This is a genomic window from Actinotalea ferrariae, from assembly GCF_019733465.1.
In the GTDB taxonomy this organism is placed as follows: domain Bacteria; phylum Actinomycetota; class Actinomycetes; order Actinomycetales; family Cellulomonadaceae; genus Actinotalea; species Actinotalea ferrariae_A.
On the sequence record NZ_JACVQL010000005.1, the window covers coordinates 1 to 21553 of the forward strand.

Below are 21553 nucleotides of genomic sequence, written 5' to 3' on the forward strand. Positions count from 1 at the left end.
GCCGTGCGCGGGCCGCGGCGGGTCGAGCCGCTCCACGACCATCGTGTCCGCGAGGCCGCGGCCGCCGCGCAGCGCGGTCGGTCCGGTCACGCCGGCGAACCGGTCGCCCGCCGCCGGTACGCCCGGCTGCCCCCGCAACGTGTCGACGCGCGTCAGCGGGATCCACCGCGCGTGGTTGCGCACGTCGGTGACCAGGCCCCAGACGACGTCGGCCGGTGCGGCGACCACGCGGCTCGCGGACACCTCGCGGACGCTCACCGCCACCCCTCGCCGCGAGCGGGGCGCGAGCCGGGACGCGCGGCGGCCGACGTCGGCCTCACCGCGCGGCCCGCGCGGCGTCGAGCTGCGCGACCAGACGCCGGGGTGCCATCTGTCGGTACGACGACGCCAGCAGCTCGCCGACCTCGTCCCAGTCCGTGCCCTCGTCGAGGTCGAGCGCGAGCCACCCGGAGGGTCCGTAGTAGGGCGGCGCCCAGAACCGCGGGTCCTCGAGGAGGGCGGGACGCTCGTCGTCGTCGGGCTTGAAGATCAACGCCTGCGGGTGCGCCTCCTGGCCCGCGGCGCTGCCGCTGCCGTACACCGCGTAGATCTTCGGGGCGCGGAACGTGGGCCGGCCCCACGACTCCTTCTCGACCGACTCGGGCAGCGCCCCGCACAGCCGGCGCAGGCGGTCGAGCAGCGGGTCGGCGTCGTCGTACATGCGGGGGTGCGCCACGGTGTGCTCCCTGGTCAGGTCGGCTCGAGGTGAGCCTGCGACGTCGTCCACGGTAGCGTCGCGGCCATGGAGAAGCGTGTGCTCGGACGGACGGGACGGCAGGTCGGCGTGGTCGGCCTCGGCTGCTGGCAGCTCGGGGCGGACTGGGGCGAGGTGAGCGAGCAGCAGGCGCTCGCGATCCTCGAGACGGCCGTCGACTCGGGCGTCACGCTGCTCGACACGGCGGACGTCTACGGCGACGGCCGCTCGGAGCGCCTCGTCGGCACGCTGCTGCGGCGCCGGCCCGACGCCGGCCTCACGGTCGCCACGAAGATGGGCCGCCGCGCGGACCCGCACGTCGCCGACGCCTACACGCTCGACGCGTTCCGCGCGTGGACGGACCGGTCGCGCGAGAACCTCGGCGTCGAGACGCTGGACCTCGTCCAGCTGCACTGCCCGCCGACCGAGGTCTACAGCCGCGACGAGGTCTACGACGCGCTCGACACGCTGGTGCAGGAGGGGCGCGTCGCGAGCTACGGCGTCTCGGTCGAGACGGTCGACGAGGCGCTCACGGCCATCGCGCGGCCCGGTGTCGCGACGGTCCAGATCATCCTCAACATCTTCCGCCGCAAGCCGCTCGAGGAGGTGCTGCCCGCTGCCCAGGAGGCCGGGGTCGGCATCCTGGCGCGGGTGCCGCTCGCGAGCGGCCTGCTGACCGGCAAGTACGACGAGTCGACGACGTTCGGCGCGGACGACCACCGCAGCTTCAACCGCAACGGCGAGGCGTTCGACGTCGGCGAGACCTTCGCGGGAGTGCCGTACGAGGTGGGCCTCGAGGCGGCCCGCGAGGTCGCGCGCCTCACCCCCGACCGCGCGACGACGGCGCAGCTCGCGCTCCGCTGGATCATCGACCAGCCCGGCGTCTCCACGGTCATCCCCGGTGCCAGCCGGCCGGAGCAGGCCCGCAACAACGCGGCCGCCGCGGAGCTCGCGCCGCTCGACGCCGCGACGCTCGCCGCGCTCGAGCAGGTCTACGACGAGCGCATCCGGGAGCACGTGCACGGCCGCTGGTGACCGTCACGCTGTGCGGCCGGCTGCGCTGCCCGGCCCAGTACTGTCGGGCCGGGCGCTGGCGGTCGGAGCTCTGCGGTACCTGAGCGCTGTCGGTCCGGCCGCCGATTGGCCGGGCGCTGATCGGCCCGGCGTTGATCGACCGGGCGCTGATCGACCGGGCGCTTGACCGGGCGCTGATCATCCGGGCGCTGATTGACTGGGCGCGTGGCGACGACCGGCGTGCTCGCGTACCCGGCGTTCGTCCGGGTCTGGGTCGCCGACACCGTCCGGTGGTTCGGCACGTTCACGTCGAACCTCGCGCTGCAGCTGCTGCTCATCGAGACGCTCGGCGCCGACCAGGGCGCGATCGGCGTCGTGCGCGCAGCCCAGTGGCTGCCGTCGCTGCTGTTCGGGATGGTCGCCGGCGTGCTCGTCGACCGGGTGCGGCGGCGGCCCGTCCTCGTGGCGGCGGACACGCTGAGCGCTGTGGTGCTCGGTCTGATCGTCGCGCTCGCGATGACCGGCTCGCTGACCGTCCCGGTCCTCGCGGTGCTCGTGTTCGGCGTGGGCACCGCCTCGGTCGCGTTCATGGCCGCGCACCAGTCGTTCGTGCCGCGCCTCGTGCCGGTGGCCGCGCTGCCCGTCGCCAACGCTCGGCTCGACCAGTCGATGACGGCTGCGGAGTCGGTCGGCCCGCTCCTCGCCGGGGCGCTCGTGCGGTTCTTCTCCGCGCCCGTCGCGCTCGCCGTCAACGCCGTCAGCCACGTGGTGTCGGCTGTCGTGCTGCTGACCGTCAAGGTCGACGAGCCGCCGCCGTCCCCCCGGGCCGACCGGCACCTGGGCCGCGAGCTGCGCGAGGGTGCCCGATGGGTCTACCGGCACCGGACGCTCGCGCCCTACGCGCTCGCGCTGCACCTGTGGTTCCTCGGGGTGTCGTCGGTCATGACGGTCTACGTGATCCATGCGGTGAACGGCCTCCGGCTCGACGCGCTGGCCGTGGGCGCGGCGCTCGCGTGCGCCGGCATCTCGGGCCTGCTGGGCGCGGGGCTCGCGCCGCGCGCGGGGGAGCGGTGGGGAGTCGGCCGGGTGTGCGCGGCGGGCGACTGGCTGACGGCCCTCGGTTTCGGGGCGGTGCTTCTCGCGCGTCCCGACGGACCGGCGCCGCTCGTGTGGCTCGTGGTCGGGCAGCTCGTCTACGGGCTCGGCGGGGGGCTCAAGGGTCCGCTCGAGCTGAGCTACCGCAACGCCGTGACGCCCGACCGCCTCCGCGCTCGCATGAACGCCACCATCCGCTCGTTCAACTGGGGCTCGATCGCCGTCTCCGCGCCGCTCGCGGGCTGGGCCGCGCTGGAGTGGGGCAACCGCCCGGTGATCGCCGCCGGCGCGATCGGGATGGCGACCGCCGCGGCGATCCTCACGTGGTCTCCGTTCCGCCGGGCCACGATGCCGCACGACGACGCGGTGCCCGCCGGCGCCTGACCCGGCGCGCGGACGGGCTTCAGCGGCGGAGCGAGCCGTCGTCGGTGCTCGGGCCGACGTCAGTCGCCGACGCGCGGACGAACGTCAGCCGCCGGCGCGGGGACGAACACCAGCAGCCGCCGGACCGCGGGCGGGCACCAGCGTGCCCGTGCGGCGGAAGAACGTCAGCGGCCGCCGGCGCGGGGACGGGGCTCAGCGGCGGCGCCAGCGGCCGCGACGCGTGTCATCCTGCGGCGCCGTGGCGGCCGACGCGCCGTCGGTCTCCTGGACGGTGTCGAGCGCCGTGCCGCGCTGCTCGACGAGCCGCAGTGGCTTGGCGGACTCGTCCGGCCCCGAGACGGCGAGCTCGATCTCACGCGGGAACGCCGCGGGCGGCGGCCCGAACGCCTTGTGCGCGCCCTGGATCACGGTCCGCCCCATGGCGCGTGCGCCCGTGGCGCCGACGACGGCGCCGATCCCGAACGGTGCGAGACGCCCGAGGGCGAGCGCGCCCTGCTTGCCGGCCTGGCGCCGGATGAGGCGCCGCGTCAGCGCGTTGTTGACGCGCCGGATGGTCTGCGTCGGCATGTTCACGAGCAGTGTCTTGGCCCACCCGCGTGCGTCGATGCCGGCCTCGGCGCCGACCGTCGTCGACCCCTGCTCGCCGAGGACCGTCGCCATGAGCAGCGCACGACGGCGTGCCGTCTCCTCGACGCCGATGCCGTGCACGTCAGCGACCGCGAGCGAGAACGCGGCCGACGCGGCGAAGAAGGTGCCGACCTCCGTCGTCGTGAGGGCCATGCCGACACCCGTGCCGATCGCGGGCATCGCGGCGGCGGCGCCGACCGCCCCGCCCGACGTCGAGACGGCGAGCAGGTACTGCTTCTCCAGCAGCGCGATGATCTGGGCCGGTGAGGCGTAGGGGTTCCGTCGCCGCAGCCGGTCGACGTGCGCGTGGATCGCCGACGACGGGATGCCGACCGCCTTGTCGATGAGGTCGTCGACGAACGGGACACCCGTGACGCCGCCGACGACGACCTCGCTCCCCGGTCCAGCGGCCGTCGGGTGCGTGGCCCGCACGGCATCGGTGCCCGTGCCGGTCGGCGGCTGCGGGTCGGCGGGGCTTCTCCAGGAGCTCTCGTGCGGCGACGACATGGCCCGATGGTCGCACGCAGCCCCGACGGGCGTCGCGGCGGCGCGGCCCCTCGGTGTCGCCGCCTCTCGGTCGCAAGCCGCCTCTCGGTCGCGCGCTCCCACTAATTGGCGCGGCCTCTGAATGGCGCGGCCCCTGGGTGGCGCGGCATCGGGGTGGCGGCGTCTGGGCGTCTCGGCGGCGGGGCGCCTGGGGGCGTGGCCCTCGGTGGCGCGGCCGCCACCGCGTGGGTAGGGCCTGCACCACCTCGGATCGGCCAGCGTGCGGGATTCAGCGGCCGACCTGCGACGGCGAGGGTGGAGACATCCGATCGAGAGCCACTGAGGAGTCGAGATGAGCACCGAGAAGAGCACCGACCAGCACCCCCGCCAGCACCCCGGCCAGGAGCACGCGCCCGGCGGGCTCCGGGCGACGTCACGCCGGCGGAAGGCGCGTGGCGCCGCGGCGTTCCTGGGGATCGCCGCCCTCGTCGGCGGCGGCCAGGTGTGGAACGGCACGGAGCAGGCGGCAGCGCTCGACGGCGCGGTGACCAGCTGGATCTCGCCGTCGTCCGGCGGCGTCGCGGGCGCTCCCGCCGATCGTGGCCGCGGGAACCGTGAGCTGCAGGACGGCCTCGAGCGGCTCGTCGAGGAGGACGGCTTCCCGGGCGTGCTGGCGAACGTCGTCGACGAGCGGGGGCGCAGCCGCGACTACACCGCGGGCGTCGGCAACATCGACACGGGACGTCGCGTGCCGGCGGACGGGCAGGTGCGCATCGGCAGCAACACCAAGACGTTCACGGCGACCGTCGTGCTCCAGCTGGTCGACGAGGGTCTGGTCGACCTCGACGCGCCGATCGAGACCTACCTGCCGGGCCTCGTGCGCGGCGAGGGCATCGACGCGCACCGCATCACGGTGCGCAACCTCCTGCAGCACACGAGCGGCCTGCCCAACTACACCGCGCACATCAGCCTGGACTTCTTCGCGACCCGCGACCAGTTCGTGCACCCGCACGACAACCTCGCGCTCGCCCTGGCGCACCCGGCCGACTTCCAGCCCGGCGAGCAGTGGGCGTACAGCAACACCAACTACACGCTGCTGGGTCTCCTCATCGAGCGGGTGACCGCACGTCCCCTCGCCGAGCAGATCACCGAGCGCATCGTCGAGCCGCTCGACCTCGAGGGCACCTACGTGCCGCTCCCGGGCGAGCGGGAGATCCGCGAGCGTCACCCGCGCGGCTACCACCCCCTGCCGGACGGGACGATGGGCGACATCACCGTGATGGACCCGTCCTGGGGCGGCGCAGCCGGTGACATGGTCTCGACGACGCGTGACCTCAACACCTTCTTCAGCGCGCTCCCGGGCGGCGAGCTGCTGAGCCCGGAGCTGTGGGCGGAGATGACGACCACGGTGCCGCTGCCCGAGGGCTACCCGGGCGACGGCTACGGCCTGGGCCTCATGACGACCGAGCTCAGCTGCGGCGAGGTGGTCTACGGCCACGGTGGCGACATCCCGGGCTACTCGACGCGTGGCGGCGCCACGGCCGACGGCGAGGCCGTCGCGATCGCGGTCACGTCGCTGACGCCCGACCTCGAGATCAACCAGCACGTCGAGGACCTCGTGGACGTCGCCCTCTGCGACTGACGGCCCTCTGCGACGGACGGCAACCCGTCGACCACCGACCGAGAACGGCACGGATGCGCCACCGCGCTTCCGTGCCGTTCGTCGTGTCAGGGCAGCAGCGCGGCTCCGGCGTCCGGGGTCGCCTCGTCGACGGTCCTCGGTATGGCGACGGGTCGCCCGCGGGGGTCGTGGAAGGAGTAGAGGGGTCGAGTCCGGGACCGTCTGTTGCGGTGCGACCGCCCGGCGCTCCCGGCCTGCGGTGCGGGCTCGGTCTTCCCGGCCCGCCCGCCGGCAGGCTTGGTCTCCCTGGCTCGTCCGGGCGGTCGAGGCGGTGGGGGATGTCTCGTGATGCTGAGGTCGCGGCGATGCACCTCGTGGTGGTGGAACGAGCACAGGAGGGCCGCGTTCTCGAGGGAGGTGGGGCCGTCATCCCGGTCCCACCAGCGGATGTGGTGGACCTCGCCCCACCGGGCGTCGCCCGTGCAGTCGGGCCAGACGCACGTGCGGTCCCGCGCGATGACGGCGCGGCGCTGAGCGCCGGTGTACGTGCGGCGCGAGCGTCCGATGTCCAGCGGCACCCCGTCGGCGTCCAGCACGATCCGGGTCAGCTCGCAGTCGCACAGGGCGCGGGCCACCTCGCTGAGCGGGACGGGCGTGCCGTCCTCGAGCGTCACCGGCTCGAACCCGCGCGCCAGGTCGGGCGGCGTCGACTCGGAGCCCGTCGACTCGGACCCCGTGGACCCGGACTGCGTGGAGTCGACCTCCGCCGCCTCGGACTGCGCGTCGGACACCATCGCTTCGGACTGCGCGTCGGACCGGGCGCGTGCGGCCGCGTCGACCTCCGCCTGGCGCTGGGCGCGCAGAGCCGCCCAGGTGTCGGCGTCCATGAGGAACGAGACGTGAGGTCGGACGGCCGCGCCGCTGCCTGTCTGCGGCAGTGACAGGACCTTCTCGGCGAGGGTGTCCAGGGCGTCGGCGCGACGCTGCTCGTTGGTGCGCTCGTCGTCCTGCGTCGGCCGGGGCGTCACGGCCTCCAGCGCCAGGCGCAGGCGGTGGCCGGCCATGTGGTCGACGAGACCGCTGATCCTGGTGCCGTCGACGGCGTCGCTCAGGTGCAAATAGCGGGCGGCGCGCTGCGCCTGGTGACCGCGTTCGTGGGCGCGCGGGTCCAGCCGCGCCGCCAGTCGCTGGGCCGCCTTGGCGAACGTGCCGGCGTCGACGCGACGGGCCACGCCGAGCAGCTCGGCCTGGTGGTCCTCGCTCGCGAGCGCAGCGCGCACGGGCGCCGGTGCGGCCGCGACCACCCGGCTCAGCACCTCCATGTGCTGGACAGGCAGCGCACCGTCGCGCACGGCGTCGCCGAGACGCGGCAGCTGGGTGGCGGTCTCGGCCTGCCGTACCTGGGTGAGAGCGGCCCGGGTCCCGGCTCGCGACGTCCGACCGCGCCAGGCCTCGAAGGACGGGTCGCCCGACGCCCGCCAGGTACCGCTGTCGCGCTCGGCGACCAGCACGTCCCCGCGCACCACAGTCAGTGCACCGATGGCGCCGTCGAGCGCCGAGAGCACGGCCCGCCGCTGCACCGGTGTCCAGTCGCCCGCCGCACCGCCTGCGCCGCGGACGCGAGCGACCAGGCGCGCGACGTCCGCCACGACGTCGTCGGCGGCGGCCCCGATCTGCGCAGCAGGGGTAGCGGCGGCGACTCGTGTCGCTCGCACGCCGGCAGGCGATGGCTCGACCGCCGCCAGCACCGCCATCTGTCGCCCTCCGTTCGCACATGGTGTTCGAACACCTGTTCGAAGTCTACGGATTCGGGGCACTCCGGACAAGGGCCGGGCGCGACCGCAAGCCCACCCGCGGCGAACGGGTGACCGCGCTCACGCCGCCATGCCGATTGTCGATACGTTCCCGGAACGCATATCGACTATCGAGATGGGGCACACCGATGAGCGCAGCCGTCGACCAGGCCCGGACGACCCGTCCGCTGGCACCCGCAGTCCTCGTCGGCGCGCTGGTCGTGGCGGCGTGGCTCGCGGTCGCCGCCGGGCTCTCCTACGCCGCCATGGCCGCGATGGGCAAGGGCACGAGCCCCGAGGCGCCGGTCCGCCTGACCGCGCCCGTCGGCTACACCGAGCTGACGCTGCCGTGCGTCGAGGGCTGGTCGATGGACGGCTCGAGCTGCGCGCCGGCGGCCTTGCCCGACGAGTGGCCCGGCGGCGAACCGCTTCCCGTCCGGCGCGGCGGTGACCTGCTCGCGGCGCCGCCGCTCGACCCCGAGGGCGCCGGCGACCCGCTGACGTCCCTGCTGGCCACGGCCTCGCTGTGGGCAGGCCTCGCCGCCGCCGGGCTGGTCGGGCTGCTCCTCGTGCCGGCTCTGCGCAGCACCGCATCGGGCCGACCGTTCGCCGCCGGCAACGCCCGACGCCTCCTCGCCGCGGCCGCCGTCGTCGGCGGCGCATGGCTCCTCGCCACGATCGGTGACTACGTGGCGGCGGGCCGCATCGTCGCCGCGCTCGAAGCGGCTCCCCGGTACTCGCCGACCGGCGCCTTCGACATGCCCGTCGGCTGGCTGGCTCCCGCGCTCCACATCACCTGGTGGCCCGCGCTCGTCGCCTCGATGCTGCTGGCGCTCGCGGCGGCCACCCGTCGCGGCGCCCGCCTCGCGTCCGACACCGAGGGGCTGGTGTGACGTCAGAGGACGGCGGTCAGCACAGGGTGGTCTCGCACCTCGGCACGCTGCTCGAGGACCGCGGCATGACCCTCGTCCAGCTCGCCGCAGCGAGCGGCATCACCGTCGCGAACCTGTCGGTCCTGAAGAACGGACGCGCCAGGGCGATCCGCTTCAGCACGCTCACCGCGATCTGCGACGTCCTCCAGTGCCAGCCCGGCGACGTCCTCGAGGTGAGCGGTACGCACAGCGCGCCGCCGCCGACCGGCGATGCGCCCGAAGGCGTCAGCCCTCGATCCGCCGCAGCAGCTCGAGCGCGTGGGCCTCGTCGGTCATGGTCGTGACCTTCGACGCCTGCATCCACACAGCCGGGTTGGTCAGGTGGCCGAACGCCCACTGCACCTCGTAGCCGCCCGACGCCTCGTTGCGCTCGATGTGCCAGGTGCCCGGGTGCCCGGTGCGGGGGTCGGTCCCGAACACGGTCACGGGCCAGGTCGGCAGGTCGGTCGGGGTGGCGGTCTGCGGGTCGGTCAGGGTCGCGGTCATGGTGTCTCCTCGGCGGGCGGCGCACCCGGCGCGGTGCAGGCCTCACCTTCTGCGTCGGCACTCCGGCGCAGAACTCAAGTGGACCCGGGCGCCGTCGGCCGGTGGCGTCTGTCACACCCCCTCGGCAGGCTGGGGAGGGCAGAGGCCGGCAGACGCCGACGACGCCGACAGAGGCCCGACGAGAGGGTGGGGATGATCCCGCGCACGGACAGCTACCTGGCCTTCGACCGCGTCGACGCGGTCGACGACGCCCCGCGCGGCCTGGTGGCCGCCCTGCACGGCGAGCGCCTGCGGGTCGACGTCGTCCGGGACGACGTCGTGCGCCTCATGATGAGCCGCGGCGGCGCGTTCGACGAGAAGCCGACCTTCGCGCTGTGCGTGGACCCGTTCGAGCACGACGTCGCGTTCGACGTCGAGCGGGAGGCCGACGTCGTCCGGCTGCGCACCTCGGCGCTCGTCGTCTCGCTGTGGCTGGACCCGTTCCGCGTCGACGTGCACCGCACCGACGGCAGCCCCGTGATCGAGACCGCCCCCGACGACGACGGCACGTACGGCACGTACGCGACGCTCAACGACGCGTTCGTGCTGCGCCGCCGGTGCCGGCCCGAGGACGCGATCTACGGGCTCGGCGAGAAGACCGGTCGGCACAACCGCCGCGGGCGCGACTTCACGCTCTGGAACACCGACGTGCTGGCCCCGGACGCCGTCGGCGCCATCGCCGCGACGCTGCGCGAGGGCGACCCGCGCGCGGACAGCGCGAGCACCGAGTTCGACCCGTACTACGTCTCGATCCCGTTCTTCTACCACCACACCTGGCCGGGTGGGGCGATGGCGGGGTCCTTCCTCGACAACGGGTACCGGGTGGCCTACGACTTCACGGCGCCGCACGAGTACACGATCAGCGCGGCGGGAGGCGCGTGGTGCGAGTACGTCTTCGCCGGGCCTCGCATGCCCGACATCCTCGAGGCGTACACGTGGCTGACGGGCCGCACCGCGCTCCCGCCGCTGTGGTCGCTCGGTTTCCACCAGTCGCGGTGGCACGCCTACCACCAGGACGCGGTCGAGGAGCTGGCGCGGCGGCACCGGGAGCTCGACGTGCCCTGCGACGCGCTGTGGCTCGACATCGAGTACATGGACGGCTACCGCGTGTTCACGTGGGACCGCGAGCGCTTCCCGGACCCGCCCGGCATGCTCGCGCGCCTGCGCGACGACGGCTACCGCGTCATCACGATCATCGACCCGGGCGTGAAGCACGACCCCGGCTACGCCGTGTTCGACGAGGCCCTCGAGAAGGACCTGCTGTGCCGCACCGAGGGCGGCGACGTCTACGTCGGCCAGGTGTGGCCCGGCCGGACGACGTTCCCCGACTTCGTCACCGAGGAGGCGCGCGCGTGGTGGGGCCGCCTGAACGCCGAGCACGTCCGCTCGGGCCTCGCGGGCATCTGGAACGACATGAACGAGCCGGCCACGGGCGACGTCGACCCGCTGCGCATGCGCTTCGGCCGCGGGCGCTGGTCGCACGAGCGGTTCCACAACCAGTACGCGCTGCTCATGGCGATGGGCACGGTCGAGGGCCTTCAGGAGGCGATGCCGGACCTACGCACGTTCGTGCTCACGCGCGCGGGCTCGGCCGGCATCCAGCGGTACGCGGCGCACTGGATGGGCGACAACCAGTCCCGCTGGGACCACCTGTGGCTCAGCATCCCGATGGCCAACGGCTTCGGCGTCTCCGGTCAGGCGTTCGTCGGGGCCGACGTCGGGGGCTTCTTCGGCAGCACGAACGGCGAGCTCTTCCTGCGGTGGACGCAGTACGGGGCGCTCACGCCCTTCTTCCGCAACCACTCGGCCATGGGCAACGTCGACCAGTACGCGTGGGCGTTCGGCGAGGCGGTGCTCGACGGCGTCCGCGAGGCGATCCGCCTGCGATACCGCCTCCTGCCGTACCTCTACTCGTGCTTCGTGACGGCGTCCGAGACGGGGAGGCCCGTGCAGCGGCCGCTCGTGCTCGACCACCAGGACGACGCCGTCGTCCGCGACGTCGACGACGAGTTCCTGCTCGGGCCGCACCTGCTCGTCGCCCCGGTCATCGAGGCCGGGACGACGCACCGGCAGGTCTACCTCCCCGCGGGCGAGTGGGCCGACTGGCACACGGGGGAGCGCTTCGTCGGGCCGCAGTTCGTGCTCGCCGCGACGCCCATGGACCGCATCCCGATCTACGTGCGTGCGGGCGGCGTCGTCCCCATGTGGGAGCACGCGCCGTCATCGACCGCCGAACCTGCGCCCGAAATCATGGACCTGCACGTGCACGTGCCGCGGCAGGACGGCGTCGTCGCGTCGATGCTCCAGGAGGACGACGGCCTCACGGTCGCCGCGCGCGACGGCGCCTTCGTGCGGACGTCGTTCGAGGTGGCGCGCGACGGCGGCACGGTGACCCTCCGCGCGATCGTGACCGGCAACGGCTTCCCCGAGCACCGCAGGACGGCGTTCCGGGTCGTGCTGCACGGTGCCGGCCCGCTGCGCGCGAGCCTCGGCGGCGTCGAGGTCCCGGTGGACGACGGCGTCGTGACGGTTCCGGACGTCGGTGGCTTCACGCTCGAGCTGCAGGCGGCCGACGACGTCTGACGCAGCCCGCGGTGACCCGGGCTGAGGCCGGCGTCGAGGCCGGGACCACGCTCACGCGGGTCAGGAGCCCGCGGCCTGCCCGGTGAGGAGGCGGTGCAGGACGTCGAACCGGGCCTGCTCCTGGCCCGCGGCCAGGCGTCCGGCGGCCTCGAGCGTGGCCAGCCCGTGCAGCGCCGCCCAGGCGACCTCGGCCCGCGTGCCGTCGTCGTCCGGGAACGCGGCGCGGATGCCCGCGAACGCGTCGGCGAGCGGTGCGGGCACGTCCGCCGCGGCGAACGTCAACCCCGAGGGCATCGAGAACATCGCCTCGTAGACGCGCGGGTTCGCCGCCGCGAAGTCGAGGTAGGCGCGCATCCGCGCGCGAGGTGAGGGCTCGACCGCCGCCAGCGCCGCGGCGGCCTCGGCGAAGCCGGCGAGCGCCACGGCGTCGACGATCGCCTGCCGGCCGTCGAACGCCGAGTAGAGGACGGGCTGCGTGACGCCCAGCTCGGCGGCCAGCCGGCGGATCGTCACGGCAGCCCAGCCCTCCGACTCGGCGAGGGCTCGAGCGGTACGGAGGACCTGCTCGCGGCGCAGGTCGAGGTCAGGTGCGGGTCGAGGAGCCATGCCAATAGGTTAGCATCGTTATCTAACGTTGCCCGCTAACACCGGAAGGCCTCACCGTGCATCTCGCCGCACTCGTCCTCGCACTCCTCGGCTGCGCCGCCATCGTCGCGATCGGGACCCGGTTCCTCCTCCTGCCGCGCCGAGCGACGCTCGACTTCGGCGTCCCCGCGGACGACGTGCGCGCCCTGACCGGCATCAAGGGCGTCCGGGACATCACCTCCGGCCTGGTGCCGCTCGTGGTCTGGGCGGTCGCCGGCCCGACCGTCTTCGGCTGGTCGCTGGTCGCGGCCGCCCTCACGCCGATCGCCGACGCGATCATTGTGCTGGCGCGCGGCGGGAAGCCCGGGGTCGCGCTCGGCGTGCACGGGTCGACGGCGGCGCTGCTCGTGGCCGTGGGCCTCGTCCTCGCGCTCGGCTGACCGAGCCGGCCGCCGTCGAGGTGGCGCCCAGCCCGGGTCCGCGATCCGTTCACCTGCCGTTCGGCTCGTGATCATGCCGGCCCCCTACGTTCCGGAGCGCTCCCCCCGCGCGACGAAACGGACCCTCCCGTGCCCCTTCCCCTGCCCTCACCCGCCGGCCGAGCCGCGAGGCCGCTGACGGCCACGCTCGCCCTGGCGCTCGCGACCTCCGCCGCCCTCGCGGCCGCGACGACGGCCGCCCCACCGGCCGCGGCCGCCGTCGTGCCCGAGCCGCCTCGCCACTCGGCGCCGGACGCGCCGTTCCGGCTCACCCCGGTCGGGACCTACGAGTCCGGGGTCTTCGACGCCTCGGCGGCCGAGATCGTGGCGTTCCACGCGGGCACGCAGCGCCTGTTCGTGGTCAACGCGCACGCCGCGACCGTCGAGGTGCTCGACGGGGCCGACGTCACGGCTCCCGCGCACGTGCTCGACCTGACGACGGTCGGCGTCGTGGCCCGGGACGGGTCGACGGTGCCCGCGGGCGCGGTCGCCAACTCGGTCGCCGTCCGGGCGGACGGGCTGGTCGTCGTCGCCGTGGAGTCCGACCCGAAGACGGACGACGGCTGGCTGGTCTTCTTCGACGCCGCGGGCACGGGCACGCCGCTCGGAGCGGTCCGCGTCGGCGCGCTCCCCGACATGGTGGCGCTGTCCGACGACGGCGCGTACGCGGTCGTCGCGAACGAGGGCGAGCCGGACGACGACTACACGGTCGACCCGGAGGGCTCGGTCTCCGTCGTCTCGCTCCCGACCGCGGTCGCGGTGCCCGCCCAGGAGGCGGTCCGCACCGCGACGTTCCACGAGTACGAGGTCGGCGGCACTGCGTCCCTGCCCGACGGCGTCCGCGTCTTCGCGGGCCTCGCGACGCCCGGGCCGAACCCCGTCTCGGAGAACCTCGAGCCCGAGTACGTGACGGTCGACGGCGCCACGGCATACGTCACGCTCCAGGAGGCGAACGCCACGGCGGTCGTCGACCTGGAGTCCGCGACCGTCACGGAGGTCCTGCCGCTCGGCTGGAAGGACCACGGCCACGCCGCCAACGCGCTCGACCCGTCCGACCGCGACGGCGGCTTCTCGCTGCGCACCGTGCCCGGGCTGCGCGGGCTGTACCTGCCGGACGGCATCGAGTCCTACGTCGCGGACGGTCGGACGTATCTCGTCACCGCGAACGAGGGCGACGCCCGCGAGTGGGGCGACTACGCCGAGCCGGCGCGGCTCGCGGACCTGGGCGACGACGGCCTGGCGCCGGTCTGCGCCGATCACCCGCTCGCAGGCCGCACGGCGTCGTCGGACCTCGGGCGCCTCAACGTGACGACCGCCGACGGCCTGTCGGACGACGGCTCCTGCTACGAGGAGCTCTACGCGTTCGGCGGCCGCTCCTTCTCCGTCTGGACGACCGACGGCGAGCTCGTCTTCGACTCCGGCTCCTCGCTCGAGGAGGTCACCGCGCTCGCCGCTCCGGCGTTCGCCAACTCGAACCACAGCGAGTCGAACCTCGAGGGCCGCAGCGACGACAAGGGCCCCGAGCCCGAGAACCTCGCGCTCGGTGAGATCGACGGCCGCACCTACGCGTTCGTCGGGCTGGAGCGGGTCGGCGGCATCGCGGTCTACGACATCACGACGCCGACGGCGGCCGCCTTCGTCACCTACGTCAACAACCGCGACTTCTCGGTCTCCGTCGAGGACGCCGCGGACCCGGCCGCCGCGCTCGCGGGCGCCGGCGACCTCGGCCCCGAGGGCGTCGCCTTCATCCCGGCCGCCGCGTCGCCGACCGGCGAGCCGCTCGTCGCCGTCGGCAACGAGGTCTCGGGCACGACGACGCTCTTCGCGGTCGAGCCGGCCCTCGCGCCGACCGTCGACCTCCAGATCCTGGGCATCAACGACTTCCACGGGCGGCTCGAGGAGAACGCCCGCAACCGCGAGGCCGGCGCGGCCGTGCTGGCGGGCGCCGTCGCGCAGCTGCGGGCCGAGAACCCCAGCACGGTCTTCGTCTCCGCCGGGGACAACATCGGGGCGTCGACGTTCACGTCCTTCTCGCAGCAGGACTCCCCGACGCTCGACGCGCTCGCCGCGGCGGGGCTGCAGATCTCGGCGGTCGGCAACCACGAGTTCGACCGCGGCTACGACGACCTCGTGGATCGCGTCGTCCCGCGCGGCGGCTTCCCCCAGCTCGGCGCCAACGTGTACCTCGCCGGCACGACGACGCCCGCGCTGCCGGAGTCGTGGGTCACGACGGTCGGCGGCGTCGACGTCGGCTTCGTCGGGGTGGTCACGGCGTCGACCGCGACGCTCGTCACGCCCGGCGGCATCGCGGGCCTCGAGTTCGGCGACGCGCTGGCCGCGGCGAACCGCGTCGCCGAGGACCTGCAGGACGGCGACACCGCCAACGGTGAGGCCGACGTCGTCGTGCTCCTCGCGCACGAGGGCGGCGCGACCGACGACTGCGCCGCGATCGCCGCGGCGGACGACCCGTTCGGCGAGCTGGTCCGCGGCGCGAGCGAGCGGATCGACGCGATCTTCAGCGCGCACACGCACCGCACGTACGACTGCGCCTACCCGGTCGCCGGCTGGCCCGCGGGCGTCGAGCGACCGGTGGTCCAGTCGGGCCAGTACGGCACGCACCTCGGGCGCGTGCAGCTCACGGTGGACCGGGCGACGAACGCCGTCGTCGCGGCGACGTCGGACGTGCTGCCGCTGCACGACGGCACGGCGCCGCTGTACCCGGCGGACCCGGCCGTGTCCGCGATCGTCTCGGCAGCGGTCGAGGAGGCCGAGGAGGTCGGCTCGGTCGTCGTCGGGCGCATCACGGCTGACATCACGCGGGCCCGCAACGCCGCCGGCGCCGAGGACCGGACCGCGGAGTCGAGCCTCGGCAACCTGGTCGCGGACATGCAGCTCTGGGCGACGAGCAACCCTGACTTCGCCGGCGAGCCCGCGCAGATCGCGTTCATGAACGCGGGCGGTGTGCGCGCCGACCTCATCCGCACCGGCGACGGGTCCGTGACGTTCGCCGACGTCGCGAGCGTCCAGCCGTTCGCGAACACGCTCGTCACCATGGACCTCACGGGCGCGCAGCTCGACGCGGTCCTGGAGCAGCAGTGGCGCGTCTCGGACGGTGCGGAGTCCCGGCTCCACCTCGCGGTCTCCGAGGGCCTGTCGTACACGTTCGACCCGCGGGCACCGCTCGGCGCCCGGGTCAGCGCCCTGACGCTCGACGGCGCACCCGTCGCGTCGGCCGCCACCTACCGCGTGGTCGTGAACTCGTTCCTCGCCTCGGGCGGTGACGGCTACACGACGTTCACGCAGGGGGCTCGCAGCGCGGACACGGGGCAGGTGGACCTCGCCGCATCCGTCGCCTACTTCGAGGCGACGGGCGTCGTCTCCCCGCCCGCCGTCGGGCGCGCGGTGCTCGCCCAGGACGCGCCGGCGCCGGGCGGCACCGGGACCGGTGGCGCCGTCGTGCCGGGTGGCTCGACCGGTGGTTCGACCGCGGGACCGCCGGGACCGCGCGCCGGGCTCGCGACGACGGGTGCGGACGTGGCGCTCCTCGCGGCGCTCGGCGCGCTGCTCGTGGCCGCGGGAGCGGGCCTCGTCCGGCGGGCTCAGCCGCGAGCGACGTCGTAGGTGAGCATCGCGACGCCGCTGCCCGAGGTGCGGGTGGCGGTCAGCCGGAGGCTGTGCGGCGGCGCGCCGTCGAACAGCCTCCGGCCACGCCCCAGCACCACGGGGGCCACGACCAGCCGGTAGGTGTCGACGAGGGACGCGGCGGCCAGGGACCGGACCAGGCTCGCGCTGCCGTGGACCTGGAGCTCGCGGCCCGGGCGGCGCTTGAGCTCGGACACCGCCGAGGCCAGGTCGCCGTGCAGGCGCTCGGACCCGGCCCACGTCAGCGCGTCGTCGCGGCTCGTCGCCACGAACTTCGGCAGCTCGTTGAGCTCGACGCGGTCGCGGCCTTCGGCAGGGCGCTGCGACGGCCAGTACGCCGCCATCTCGTCATAGGTCCGGCGGCCGAGCAGGAACCCGTCGGCGACGTCGAAGATGCTCGACACGGCCGCCGCCACGTCCGCGTCGAAGTGCGGCGGCAGCCAGCCACCGAGGTCGAAGCCGTCGCGCGTGTCCTCGTCCGGCGTGGCCGGGCTCTGCACGACTCCGTCGAGCGTCATGAACTGCGTCACCGTGAGCAGCATGTCCTCACCTCTCCGTGGTCCCGCGCGGTGCGGGCTCTCACCCTGTCGTCGATCGGCATGCGCCCCGTTCGACAGCTTCGCCCGATCCTCTGTGATCGATCGGGGATCGGGGATCGCGGTTCGGGGCTCGGCGCGAACCCGTTCCAAGATCTTTCCTCTACCGTGTCGAAAACCGGCCGCCGCCGTTCGACGTAGGGGCGAACGGCCACCCCGGCACCGGGCCGGAGGCACTCATCGAGGAGGACGTCATGCGGGTTCTGGTCATGATCAAGGGCAGCGGTGCGGACGAGGACAAGATCGCCCCGACCGAGGAGATGTTCGCGCAGATGGGCGCGTACAACGAGGAGCTCGTCAAGGCGGGGATCATGCTCGGCGGCGACGGTCTGCGCCCGAGCAAGGACGGCGCCAAGGTCGTGTTCGACGGCGGCGACGTCTCGGTCGTCGACGGGCCGTTCACCGAGGCCAAGGAGATCGTCGGCGGGTACTGGATCTGGGAGGTCAGCTCGCTCGAGGAGGCCGTCGAGTGGGCCAAGAAGTGCCCGTCCGACCCGAGCTTCGGTGTGCGCCAGGTGCTCGAGATCCGGCCCTACTTCGAGACCGAGGACTTCGGCGAGGCGTTCACGCCCGAGCTGCGCGCCAAGGAGGAGGAGCTCGCCGCCCAGATCAAGGCCCAGCACCCGGACGCCTGAGCGGCCGGCGGGAGCGGCAGGCGAGCGGGCGGGGGGAGTCGTCATGGACGCGCGGCGCACGGTCGAGGCCGTCTGGCGGATGGAGTCGGCGCGCCTCATCGGCGCGCTGACCCGGCTCGTCCGCGACGTCGGTCTCGCCGAGCAGCTCGCGCAGGACGCCTTCGTCCTGGCCCTCGAGCAGTGGCCCGAGCGCGGCGTGCCGGACAACCCGGCCGCCTGGCTCATGGCCACCGCGAAGCACAAGGGCATCGACCTCATCCGGCGGGAGCGCTCGCTGGACGACAAGTACGGCCTCCTCGCGGCGGCGTCGGGAGGGGACACGGTCCCCGCGCCCGACGCCGCCGTCGAGCGGCCGGTCGACGACGACGTGCTCTCGCTCGTCTTCATCGCGTGCCACCCGGTCCTGCCCCGCGAGTCGCGCGTCGCGCTCACGCTCCGCCTCGTCGGCGGGCTGACCACCGACGAGATCGCCCGCGCGTTCCTGGTGCCGTCGCCGACGATCGGCCAGCGCATCTCGCGCGCGAAGCGGACGCTCGCCGAGGCGAAGGTGCCGTTCGAGCTGCCCGGCGCGGACGAGCTGCCGGCACGGGTCTCGGCCGTGCTCGAGGTCGTCTACCTCGTGTTCAACGAGGGCTACGCGGCGACGACGGGCGACGCGTGGATCCGCCGCGACCTCGCCCAGGAGGCGATGCGCCTGGGCCGCGTGCTCCAGGGCCTGCTTCCGCTCGAGCCGGAGGTGCACGGGCTCGTCGCACTCATGGAGCTCCAGGCGTCGCGCTTCGCGGCACGCACGGCCCGCGACGGCGAGCCCGTGCTGCTGCCCGACCAGGACCGCTCGCGCTGGGACCGCACGCTCATCGCGCACGGGCTCCGCGCGCTCGAGCGTGCGACGCGGCTGCGCCGTCCGCTCGGCCCGTACACGCTCCAGGCGGCGATCGCCGCGTGCCATGCGCGCGCACCGCGGTTCGAGGACACCGACTGGGAGCGCGTCGTCCTGCTCTACGAGGCCCTCGGCCGCCTCGCGCCGTCGCCCGTCGTCGAGCTCAACCGCGCCGTCGCGGTGCTGCACGCCGACGGTCCGCAGGCGGCGCTCGACGCGCTCGACGCCGTCGCGGGCGACCCGCGCCTGGCGCGGTACCACCTCGTCGGCGCCGTCCGCGCGGATGCGCTCACGCGCCTGGGCCGGACCGCGGAGGCGGCCGAGGAGCTCGAGCGTGCGGCCGGTCTCGCCCCGACCCAGCGCGAGCGATCGCTGCTCATGGCCCGCGCGGCGGCGCTCACGGGTTGAGGGCCGGCCGGGCCCCTAGGCTCTGCGTCGTGCCCACGGTCGAGCGGCCCGAGTCCCCCCGCCCCACGCCGAGCGGGGGTGGTGCCGGCAGACCCCGATCGGCGCGTCGGTGGCTCTTCCCCGAGGGCAGGCGCGCGTGGATCTCGGCGGCCGTCGGAGCGGCCCTCGGGGTGGTGCTCCGCGTGGCGTCCGTGCCGCGGACGACGAACCCGCTGCTGCTCGACGACTTCCTGGTCATCATGGCCGGCTACGAGCTCACCTACGTCGTCCTGACGCTCGTCGCGCTCCACCGGACGTCGGCCGACGACGCGGACCGGGCCGTCGGGGCCATGCCGCCCGGCAGCTGGACGAGGCGGTGGGTCACCTTCACCGACCCCGGCGTGGGCGCGGCGCTCAGCGTGGGCCTGCTGGCGATGACGGCGGCCGTCGTCGTCCTGCCGCAGGCCGCGACGCTCGAGAGCCGGTACTCGTCCGGGGTGCTCGTGGCCCTGAGCGTGACGCTCATCGCGGGCGCGTGGGCGACCATGGTCCTGACGTACGCGGTCGACTACATGCGCCGCGACCGGCGCTCCGGCGGCCTCGAGTTCCCGGGCACGGAGCCGCCGGCGTTCGCCGACTACCTGTACTTCGCGCTCTCGGTGGGCACGACCTTCGGCACGACCGACGTGACGATCACCTCCACGGACGTGCGCCGCACTGTTACGGGACAGGCGCTCGTCGCGTTCGTCTTCAACACGGTGATCATCGCGTTGTCGGTGGGGTCCATCGCCGGGCTCGCGGCGGGCTGAGGGCAGACCGGCCGACGCGCGCCGTGGCCGGGCGGGTCAGGCCGTCGTCCCCGGCTCGTCGTCGACCAGGCGCACCTCGGTGCGGGTGGTGGCGCCGGGCACCAGGTCCTGCGCGAGCTCGTAGAGGGCGCCCGCGAGGTCGAGCAGCTCGCCGCTGTCGGGGAAGCCGTCGCCCGTCGGCACCTCGACGTACACGGCGACGCCCCGGCCGCGCGGCGCGTCGGGCATCTCGCGGTGCGCGTGGGTCTCGTGCCCGCGCAGCTCGCGGGCGTGCGCGGAGCGGGTACGTGACGGACTGGTGGTGCTGTGAGCCATGACGGTGCTTCCTGCAGTGGACGATCGGCCGCGGCGCGGCCGGTGGGGCGGGGCGATCAGCGCGTTCGACAACGCATTCGTCGATACCCCGGCCATACGTCCTCCGTCGGCCACGCGCGCAGGGGCGTCCCGGGACGGGAGTCGCGTGCGGCGGTCATGGGACGATCGTCGCCCATCCGGCCGCGAGAAGCCAGGCCGTTCCACCTACCGGCCAGGCGCCACCCTCCTCACCACAGCGCGGCTAGCGGCGCGTGAGGCCCTCGTCGTGCGCCTGGGGGGCGGGGCCGCCCCCGGCCGCGCCGTAGACGGCGCTGATGCCGAGCCGCCCCTCGGCCGTCACCTGCACGAGCTCGGTGATCGACGCCTTGAGCGAGCCCGACGTCGCGATCTCCTGGCTGATCTGCACGGACTGCAGGGGCAGCGTGACGTCGCCGAGCACGACGGCGGGCCGCACCTGGGTGAGCGCCTCGTCGATGAGCCCGGCCAGGTAGGTGCGCAGCCGCTCGAGCAGCGCCTGCTGGACGTCCCGCGCGCGCTCGCCGGCCTCGCGCACGCAGTCCTCGGCGGCCCGGACGGCGGCGTCCACGAGCTCGGCGGTGACGTCACGCCCGCGCTCGAAGGCCTCGCGCAGCGCGGCCGCGATCGCGTGCCAGGCCTCGGCGACGCGGTCGCGCCAGGTCACCTCGAGCGGCACCGCGAGCCCCCGGACGGGAGCGCCCGGACCGCCCACGGCCGACGCCGCCGCGAGCGCGCGCTCGAACTGGTCGCGTCCCAGGACGGCAGTCAGGACCGGGCTCATGGCGCCTCCTCGTCGTTGCGGCGTGGCCAGGCGGTCGCCGCCGTGGCCACCATCCTGCGGCATGCCCGCAGACGTCGACCTCCGGCAGCAAGGACGCACCCGCGCAGGTGCGACCTCCGTGGCGACGGTCGACCTGGGCGGCGCCGACGCACGCGGCCGCGGGCTGGTTGACTGCTCGCCGTGCGTACCGAGGGGTGGGTGGTCCTGGGCCTGACGCTGCTCATCGGGCCGGCGATGATCGCCGGGGCCGTCGCGCTGAGCCGCAAGGAGAGCCGCGTGCGGCGCATCCAGCTGCCCGCGCGCCTCGTCGAGAAGACGCACGTGATCTCGGGCTACATGCTCACGGTCGAGTTCCCCGGCCCGGACAACGAGCCGCGCCGCACCGTGCTCTTCTCCGCGATCCGCCGCGGCATCGGCGCGACGCCCGAGTTCCAGGGGTGGGTCTGGGTGAACCGCGACGACCCGAGCGACGTGATCGTCCGGCCACGGGCGCGCAGCTTCTGGCCCGTCTTCCTCACGATCGCGGGCTCGGTGGTGCTCGTGGCGGGGTTCATCACGACCGCGGTGATCCTCGGCCTGGGCGCTCTCGACGACCTGCCGACCCAGTCCTGACGGCCGGCTCGGTCCGGGGCC

General features: G+C 74.4%; 21 protein-coding genes. 12 read left to right on the forward strand and 9 right to left on the reverse strand.

Features of this window, described 5'->3' with window-relative positions; translation table 11 throughout:
• Both ICW40_RS00515 and ICW40_RS00520 read right to left on the reverse strand, forming a co-directional pair.
• Nucleotides 1–258 (reverse strand): SRPBCC family protein (locus ICW40_RS00515; RefSeq protein WP_221651842.1); only part of this gene is annotated, 258 nt, incomplete at its 3' end.
• A 58-nt stretch (nucleotides 259–316) separates the two neighbouring features.
• Complete coding sequence (locus ICW40_RS00520) at nucleotides 317–715, reverse strand: MmcQ/YjbR family DNA-binding protein (protein WP_308121527.1); 399 nt, start codon at nucleotides 713–715, stop codon at nucleotides 317–319.
• A gap of 66 nt (nucleotides 716–781) precedes the next feature.
• Here ICW40_RS00520 and ICW40_RS00525 point away from each other — a divergent pair, with 66 nt between their 5' ends.
• On the forward strand, nucleotides 782–1768 hold the full coding sequence (locus tag ICW40_RS00525; RefSeq protein ID WP_221651843.1) for an aldo/keto reductase: 987 nt from the start codon (nucleotides 782–784) through the stop codon (nucleotides 1766–1768).
• A gap of 204 nt (nucleotides 1769–1972) precedes the next feature.
• Nucleotides 1973–3226 (forward strand): MFS transporter, encoded by a 1254-nt coding sequence (locus ICW40_RS00530; protein ID WP_221651844.1) that lies wholly within the window; start codon nucleotides 1973–1975, stop codon nucleotides 3224–3226.
• A gap of 192 nt (nucleotides 3227–3418) precedes the next feature.
• On the opposite strand, the gene ICW40_RS00535 is transcribed toward ICW40_RS00530, so the two are convergent.
• Nucleotides 3419–4360 carry a hypothetical protein gene (locus ICW40_RS00535; RefSeq protein WP_221651845.1) on the reverse strand — a complete coding sequence of 314 codons (942 nt, stop codon included), beginning with the start codon at nucleotides 4358–4360 and terminating at the stop codon, nucleotides 3419–3421.
• A gap of 331 nt (nucleotides 4361–4691) precedes the next feature.
• On the opposite strand from ICW40_RS00535, the gene ICW40_RS00540 reads away from it, so the two are divergent.
• On the forward strand, nucleotides 4692–5981 hold the full coding sequence (locus tag ICW40_RS00540; protein ID WP_221651846.1) for a serine hydrolase domain-containing protein: 1290 nt from the start codon (nucleotides 4692–4694) through the stop codon (nucleotides 5979–5981).
• A gap of 86 nt (nucleotides 5982–6067) precedes the next feature.
• On the opposite strand, the gene ICW40_RS00545 is transcribed toward ICW40_RS00540, so the two are convergent.
• Complete coding sequence (locus tag ICW40_RS00545) at nucleotides 6068–7675, reverse strand: HNH endonuclease signature motif containing protein (RefSeq protein WP_221651847.1); 1608 nt, start codon at nucleotides 7673–7675, stop codon at nucleotides 6068–6070.
• Between the two features lie 227 nt (nucleotides 7676–7902).
• On the opposite strand from ICW40_RS00545, the gene ICW40_RS00550 reads away from it, so the two are divergent.
• Nucleotides 7903–8646: a hypothetical protein gene (locus tag ICW40_RS00550; protein ID WP_221651848.1), complete on the forward strand. Its 744-nt coding sequence runs from the start codon at nucleotides 7903–7905 to the stop codon at nucleotides 8644–8646.
• A 26-nt stretch (nucleotides 8647–8672) separates the two neighbouring features.
• A complete protein-coding gene (locus ICW40_RS21320) occupies nucleotides 8673–8969 on the forward strand; it encodes a helix-turn-helix domain-containing protein (RefSeq protein WP_308121532.1) in 297 nt (98 codons plus the stop codon).
• Here ICW40_RS21320 and ICW40_RS00560 read toward each other — a convergent pair.
• The gene (locus ICW40_RS00560) at nucleotides 8911–9171 is read right to left on the reverse strand and encodes a hypothetical protein (RefSeq protein ID WP_221651850.1); all 261 of its coding nucleotides are present in this window, start codon (nucleotides 9169–9171) and stop codon (nucleotides 8911–8913) included. The two genes, ICW40_RS21320 and ICW40_RS00560, sit on opposite strands and share 59 nt — an antisense overlap.
• Nucleotides 9172–9363: 192 nt before the next feature.
• Between ICW40_RS00560 and ICW40_RS00565 the strand changes: the two genes are divergently transcribed.
• A complete protein-coding gene (locus ICW40_RS00565; protein ID WP_221651851.1) occupies nucleotides 9364–11793 on the forward strand; it encodes a glycoside hydrolase family 31 protein in 2430 nt (809 codons plus the stop codon).
• A gap of 60 nt (nucleotides 11794–11853) precedes the next feature.
• Here the strand turns inward: ICW40_RS00565 and ICW40_RS00570 are convergent, their stop codons facing one another.
• Entirely contained in the window at nucleotides 11854–12399 is a 546-nt protein-coding gene (locus ICW40_RS00570; protein ID WP_221651852.1) for a TetR/AcrR family transcriptional regulator, read from the reverse strand.
• Between the two features lie 56 nt (nucleotides 12400–12455).
• Here ICW40_RS00570 and ICW40_RS00575 point away from each other — a divergent pair, with 56 nt between their 5' ends.
• Together ICW40_RS00575 and ICW40_RS00580 are read left to right on the forward strand one after the other, a co-directional pair.
• Nucleotides 12456–12818: a DUF4267 domain-containing protein gene (locus ICW40_RS00575; protein WP_221651853.1), complete on the forward strand. Its 363-nt coding sequence runs from the start codon at nucleotides 12456–12458 to the stop codon at nucleotides 12816–12818.
• Nucleotides 12819–12947: 129 nt separating this feature from the next.
• On the forward strand, nucleotides 12948–16478 hold the full coding sequence (locus ICW40_RS00580; protein ID WP_308121529.1) for a choice-of-anchor I family protein: 3531 nt from the start codon (nucleotides 12948–12950) through the stop codon (nucleotides 16476–16478).
• Here ICW40_RS00580 and ICW40_RS00585 read toward each other — a convergent pair.
• Entirely contained in the window at nucleotides 16457–17041 is a 585-nt protein-coding gene (locus tag ICW40_RS00585; protein WP_221651854.1) for a dihydrofolate reductase family protein, read from the reverse strand. The genes ICW40_RS00580 and ICW40_RS00585 overlap by 22 nt on opposite strands.
• A 248-nt stretch (nucleotides 17042–17289) precedes the next feature.
• Here ICW40_RS00585 and ICW40_RS00590 point away from each other — a divergent pair, with 248 nt between their 5' ends.
• The 3 genes from ICW40_RS00590 (at nucleotide 17290) to ICW40_RS00600 (ending at nucleotide 19806) form a co-directional block, all read left to right on the forward strand.
• A complete protein-coding gene (locus ICW40_RS00590; protein WP_221651855.1) occupies nucleotides 17290–17730 on the forward strand; it encodes a YciI family protein in 441 nt (146 codons plus the stop codon).
• Nucleotides 17731–17773: 43 nt separating this feature from the next.
• Entirely contained in the window at nucleotides 17774–19018 is a 1245-nt protein-coding gene (locus ICW40_RS00595) for an RNA polymerase sigma factor (RefSeq protein ID WP_221651856.1), read from the forward strand.
• Nucleotides 19019–19200: 182 nt separating this feature from the next.
• The gene (locus tag ICW40_RS00600) at nucleotides 19201–19806 is read left to right on the forward strand and encodes a DUF1345 domain-containing protein (protein ID WP_221651857.1); all 606 of its coding nucleotides are present in this window, start codon (nucleotides 19201–19203) and stop codon (nucleotides 19804–19806) included.
• A 36-nt stretch (nucleotides 19807–19842) separates the two neighbouring features.
• On the opposite strand, the gene ICW40_RS00605 is transcribed toward ICW40_RS00600, so the two are convergent.
• Together ICW40_RS00605 and ICW40_RS00610 are read right to left on the reverse strand one after the other, a co-directional pair.
• Nucleotides 19843–20121 carry a hypothetical protein gene (locus tag ICW40_RS00605; RefSeq protein WP_221651858.1) on the reverse strand — a complete coding sequence of 93 codons (279 nt, stop codon included), beginning with the start codon at nucleotides 20119–20121 and terminating at the stop codon, nucleotides 19843–19845.
• A 241-nt stretch (nucleotides 20122–20362) separates the two neighbouring features.
• Entirely contained in the window at nucleotides 20363–20920 is a 558-nt protein-coding gene (locus ICW40_RS00610) for a hypothetical protein (protein WP_221651859.1), read from the reverse strand.
• Between the two features lie 180 nt (nucleotides 20921–21100).
• Between ICW40_RS00610 and ICW40_RS00615 the strand changes: the two genes are divergently transcribed.
• Nucleotides 21101–21532 (forward strand): hypothetical protein, encoded by a 432-nt coding sequence (locus ICW40_RS00615; RefSeq protein WP_221651860.1) that lies wholly within the window; start codon nucleotides 21101–21103, stop codon nucleotides 21530–21532.
• Nucleotides 21533–21553 lie beyond the last annotated feature (21 nt).

Bases quoted from the DNA above. Each gene is read 5' to 3' on its own strand.
- ICW40_RS00605 (WP_221651858.1), bottom strand. From the start codon at position 20,121: ATGGCTCACAGCACCACCAGTCCGTCACGTACCCGCTCCGCGCACGCC.
- ICW40_RS00525 (WP_221651843.1), top strand. From the start codon at position 782: ATGGAGAAGCGTGTGCTCGGACGGACGGGACGGCAGGTCGGCGTGGTC.
- ICW40_RS00610 (WP_221651859.1), bottom strand. From the start codon at position 20,920: ATGAGCCCGGTCCTGACTGCCGTCCTGGGACGCGACCAGTTCGAGCGC.
- ICW40_RS00585 (WP_221651854.1), bottom strand. From the start codon at position 17,041: ATGCTGCTCACGGTGACGCAGTTCATGACGCTCGACGGAGTCGTGCAG.
- ICW40_RS00570 (WP_221651852.1), bottom strand. From the start codon at position 12,399: ATGGCTCCTCGACCCGCACCTGACCTCGACCTGCGCCGCGAGCAGGTC.
- ICW40_RS00590 (WP_221651855.1), top strand. From the start codon at position 17,290: ATGCGGGTTCTGGTCATGATCAAGGGCAGCGGTGCGGACGAGGACAAG.
- ICW40_RS00560 (WP_221651850.1), bottom strand. From the start codon at position 9,171: ATGACCGCGACCCTGACCGACCCGCAGACCGCCACCCCGACCGACCTG.
- ICW40_RS00565 (WP_221651851.1), top strand. From the start codon at position 9,364: ATGATCCCGCGCACGGACAGCTACCTGGCCTTCGACCGCGTCGACGCG.
- ICW40_RS00540 (WP_221651846.1), top strand. From the start codon at position 4,692: ATGAGCACCGAGAAGAGCACCGACCAGCACCCCCGCCAGCACCCCGGC.
- ICW40_RS00550 (WP_221651848.1), top strand. From the start codon at position 7,903: ATGAGCGCAGCCGTCGACCAGGCCCGGACGACCCGTCCGCTGGCACCC.
- ICW40_RS00535 (WP_221651845.1), bottom strand. From the start codon at position 4,360: ATGTCGTCGCCGCACGAGAGCTCCTGGAGAAGCCCCGCCGACCCGCAG.
- ICW40_RS00595 (WP_221651856.1), top strand. From the start codon at position 17,774: ATGGACGCGCGGCGCACGGTCGAGGCCGTCTGGCGGATGGAGTCGGCG.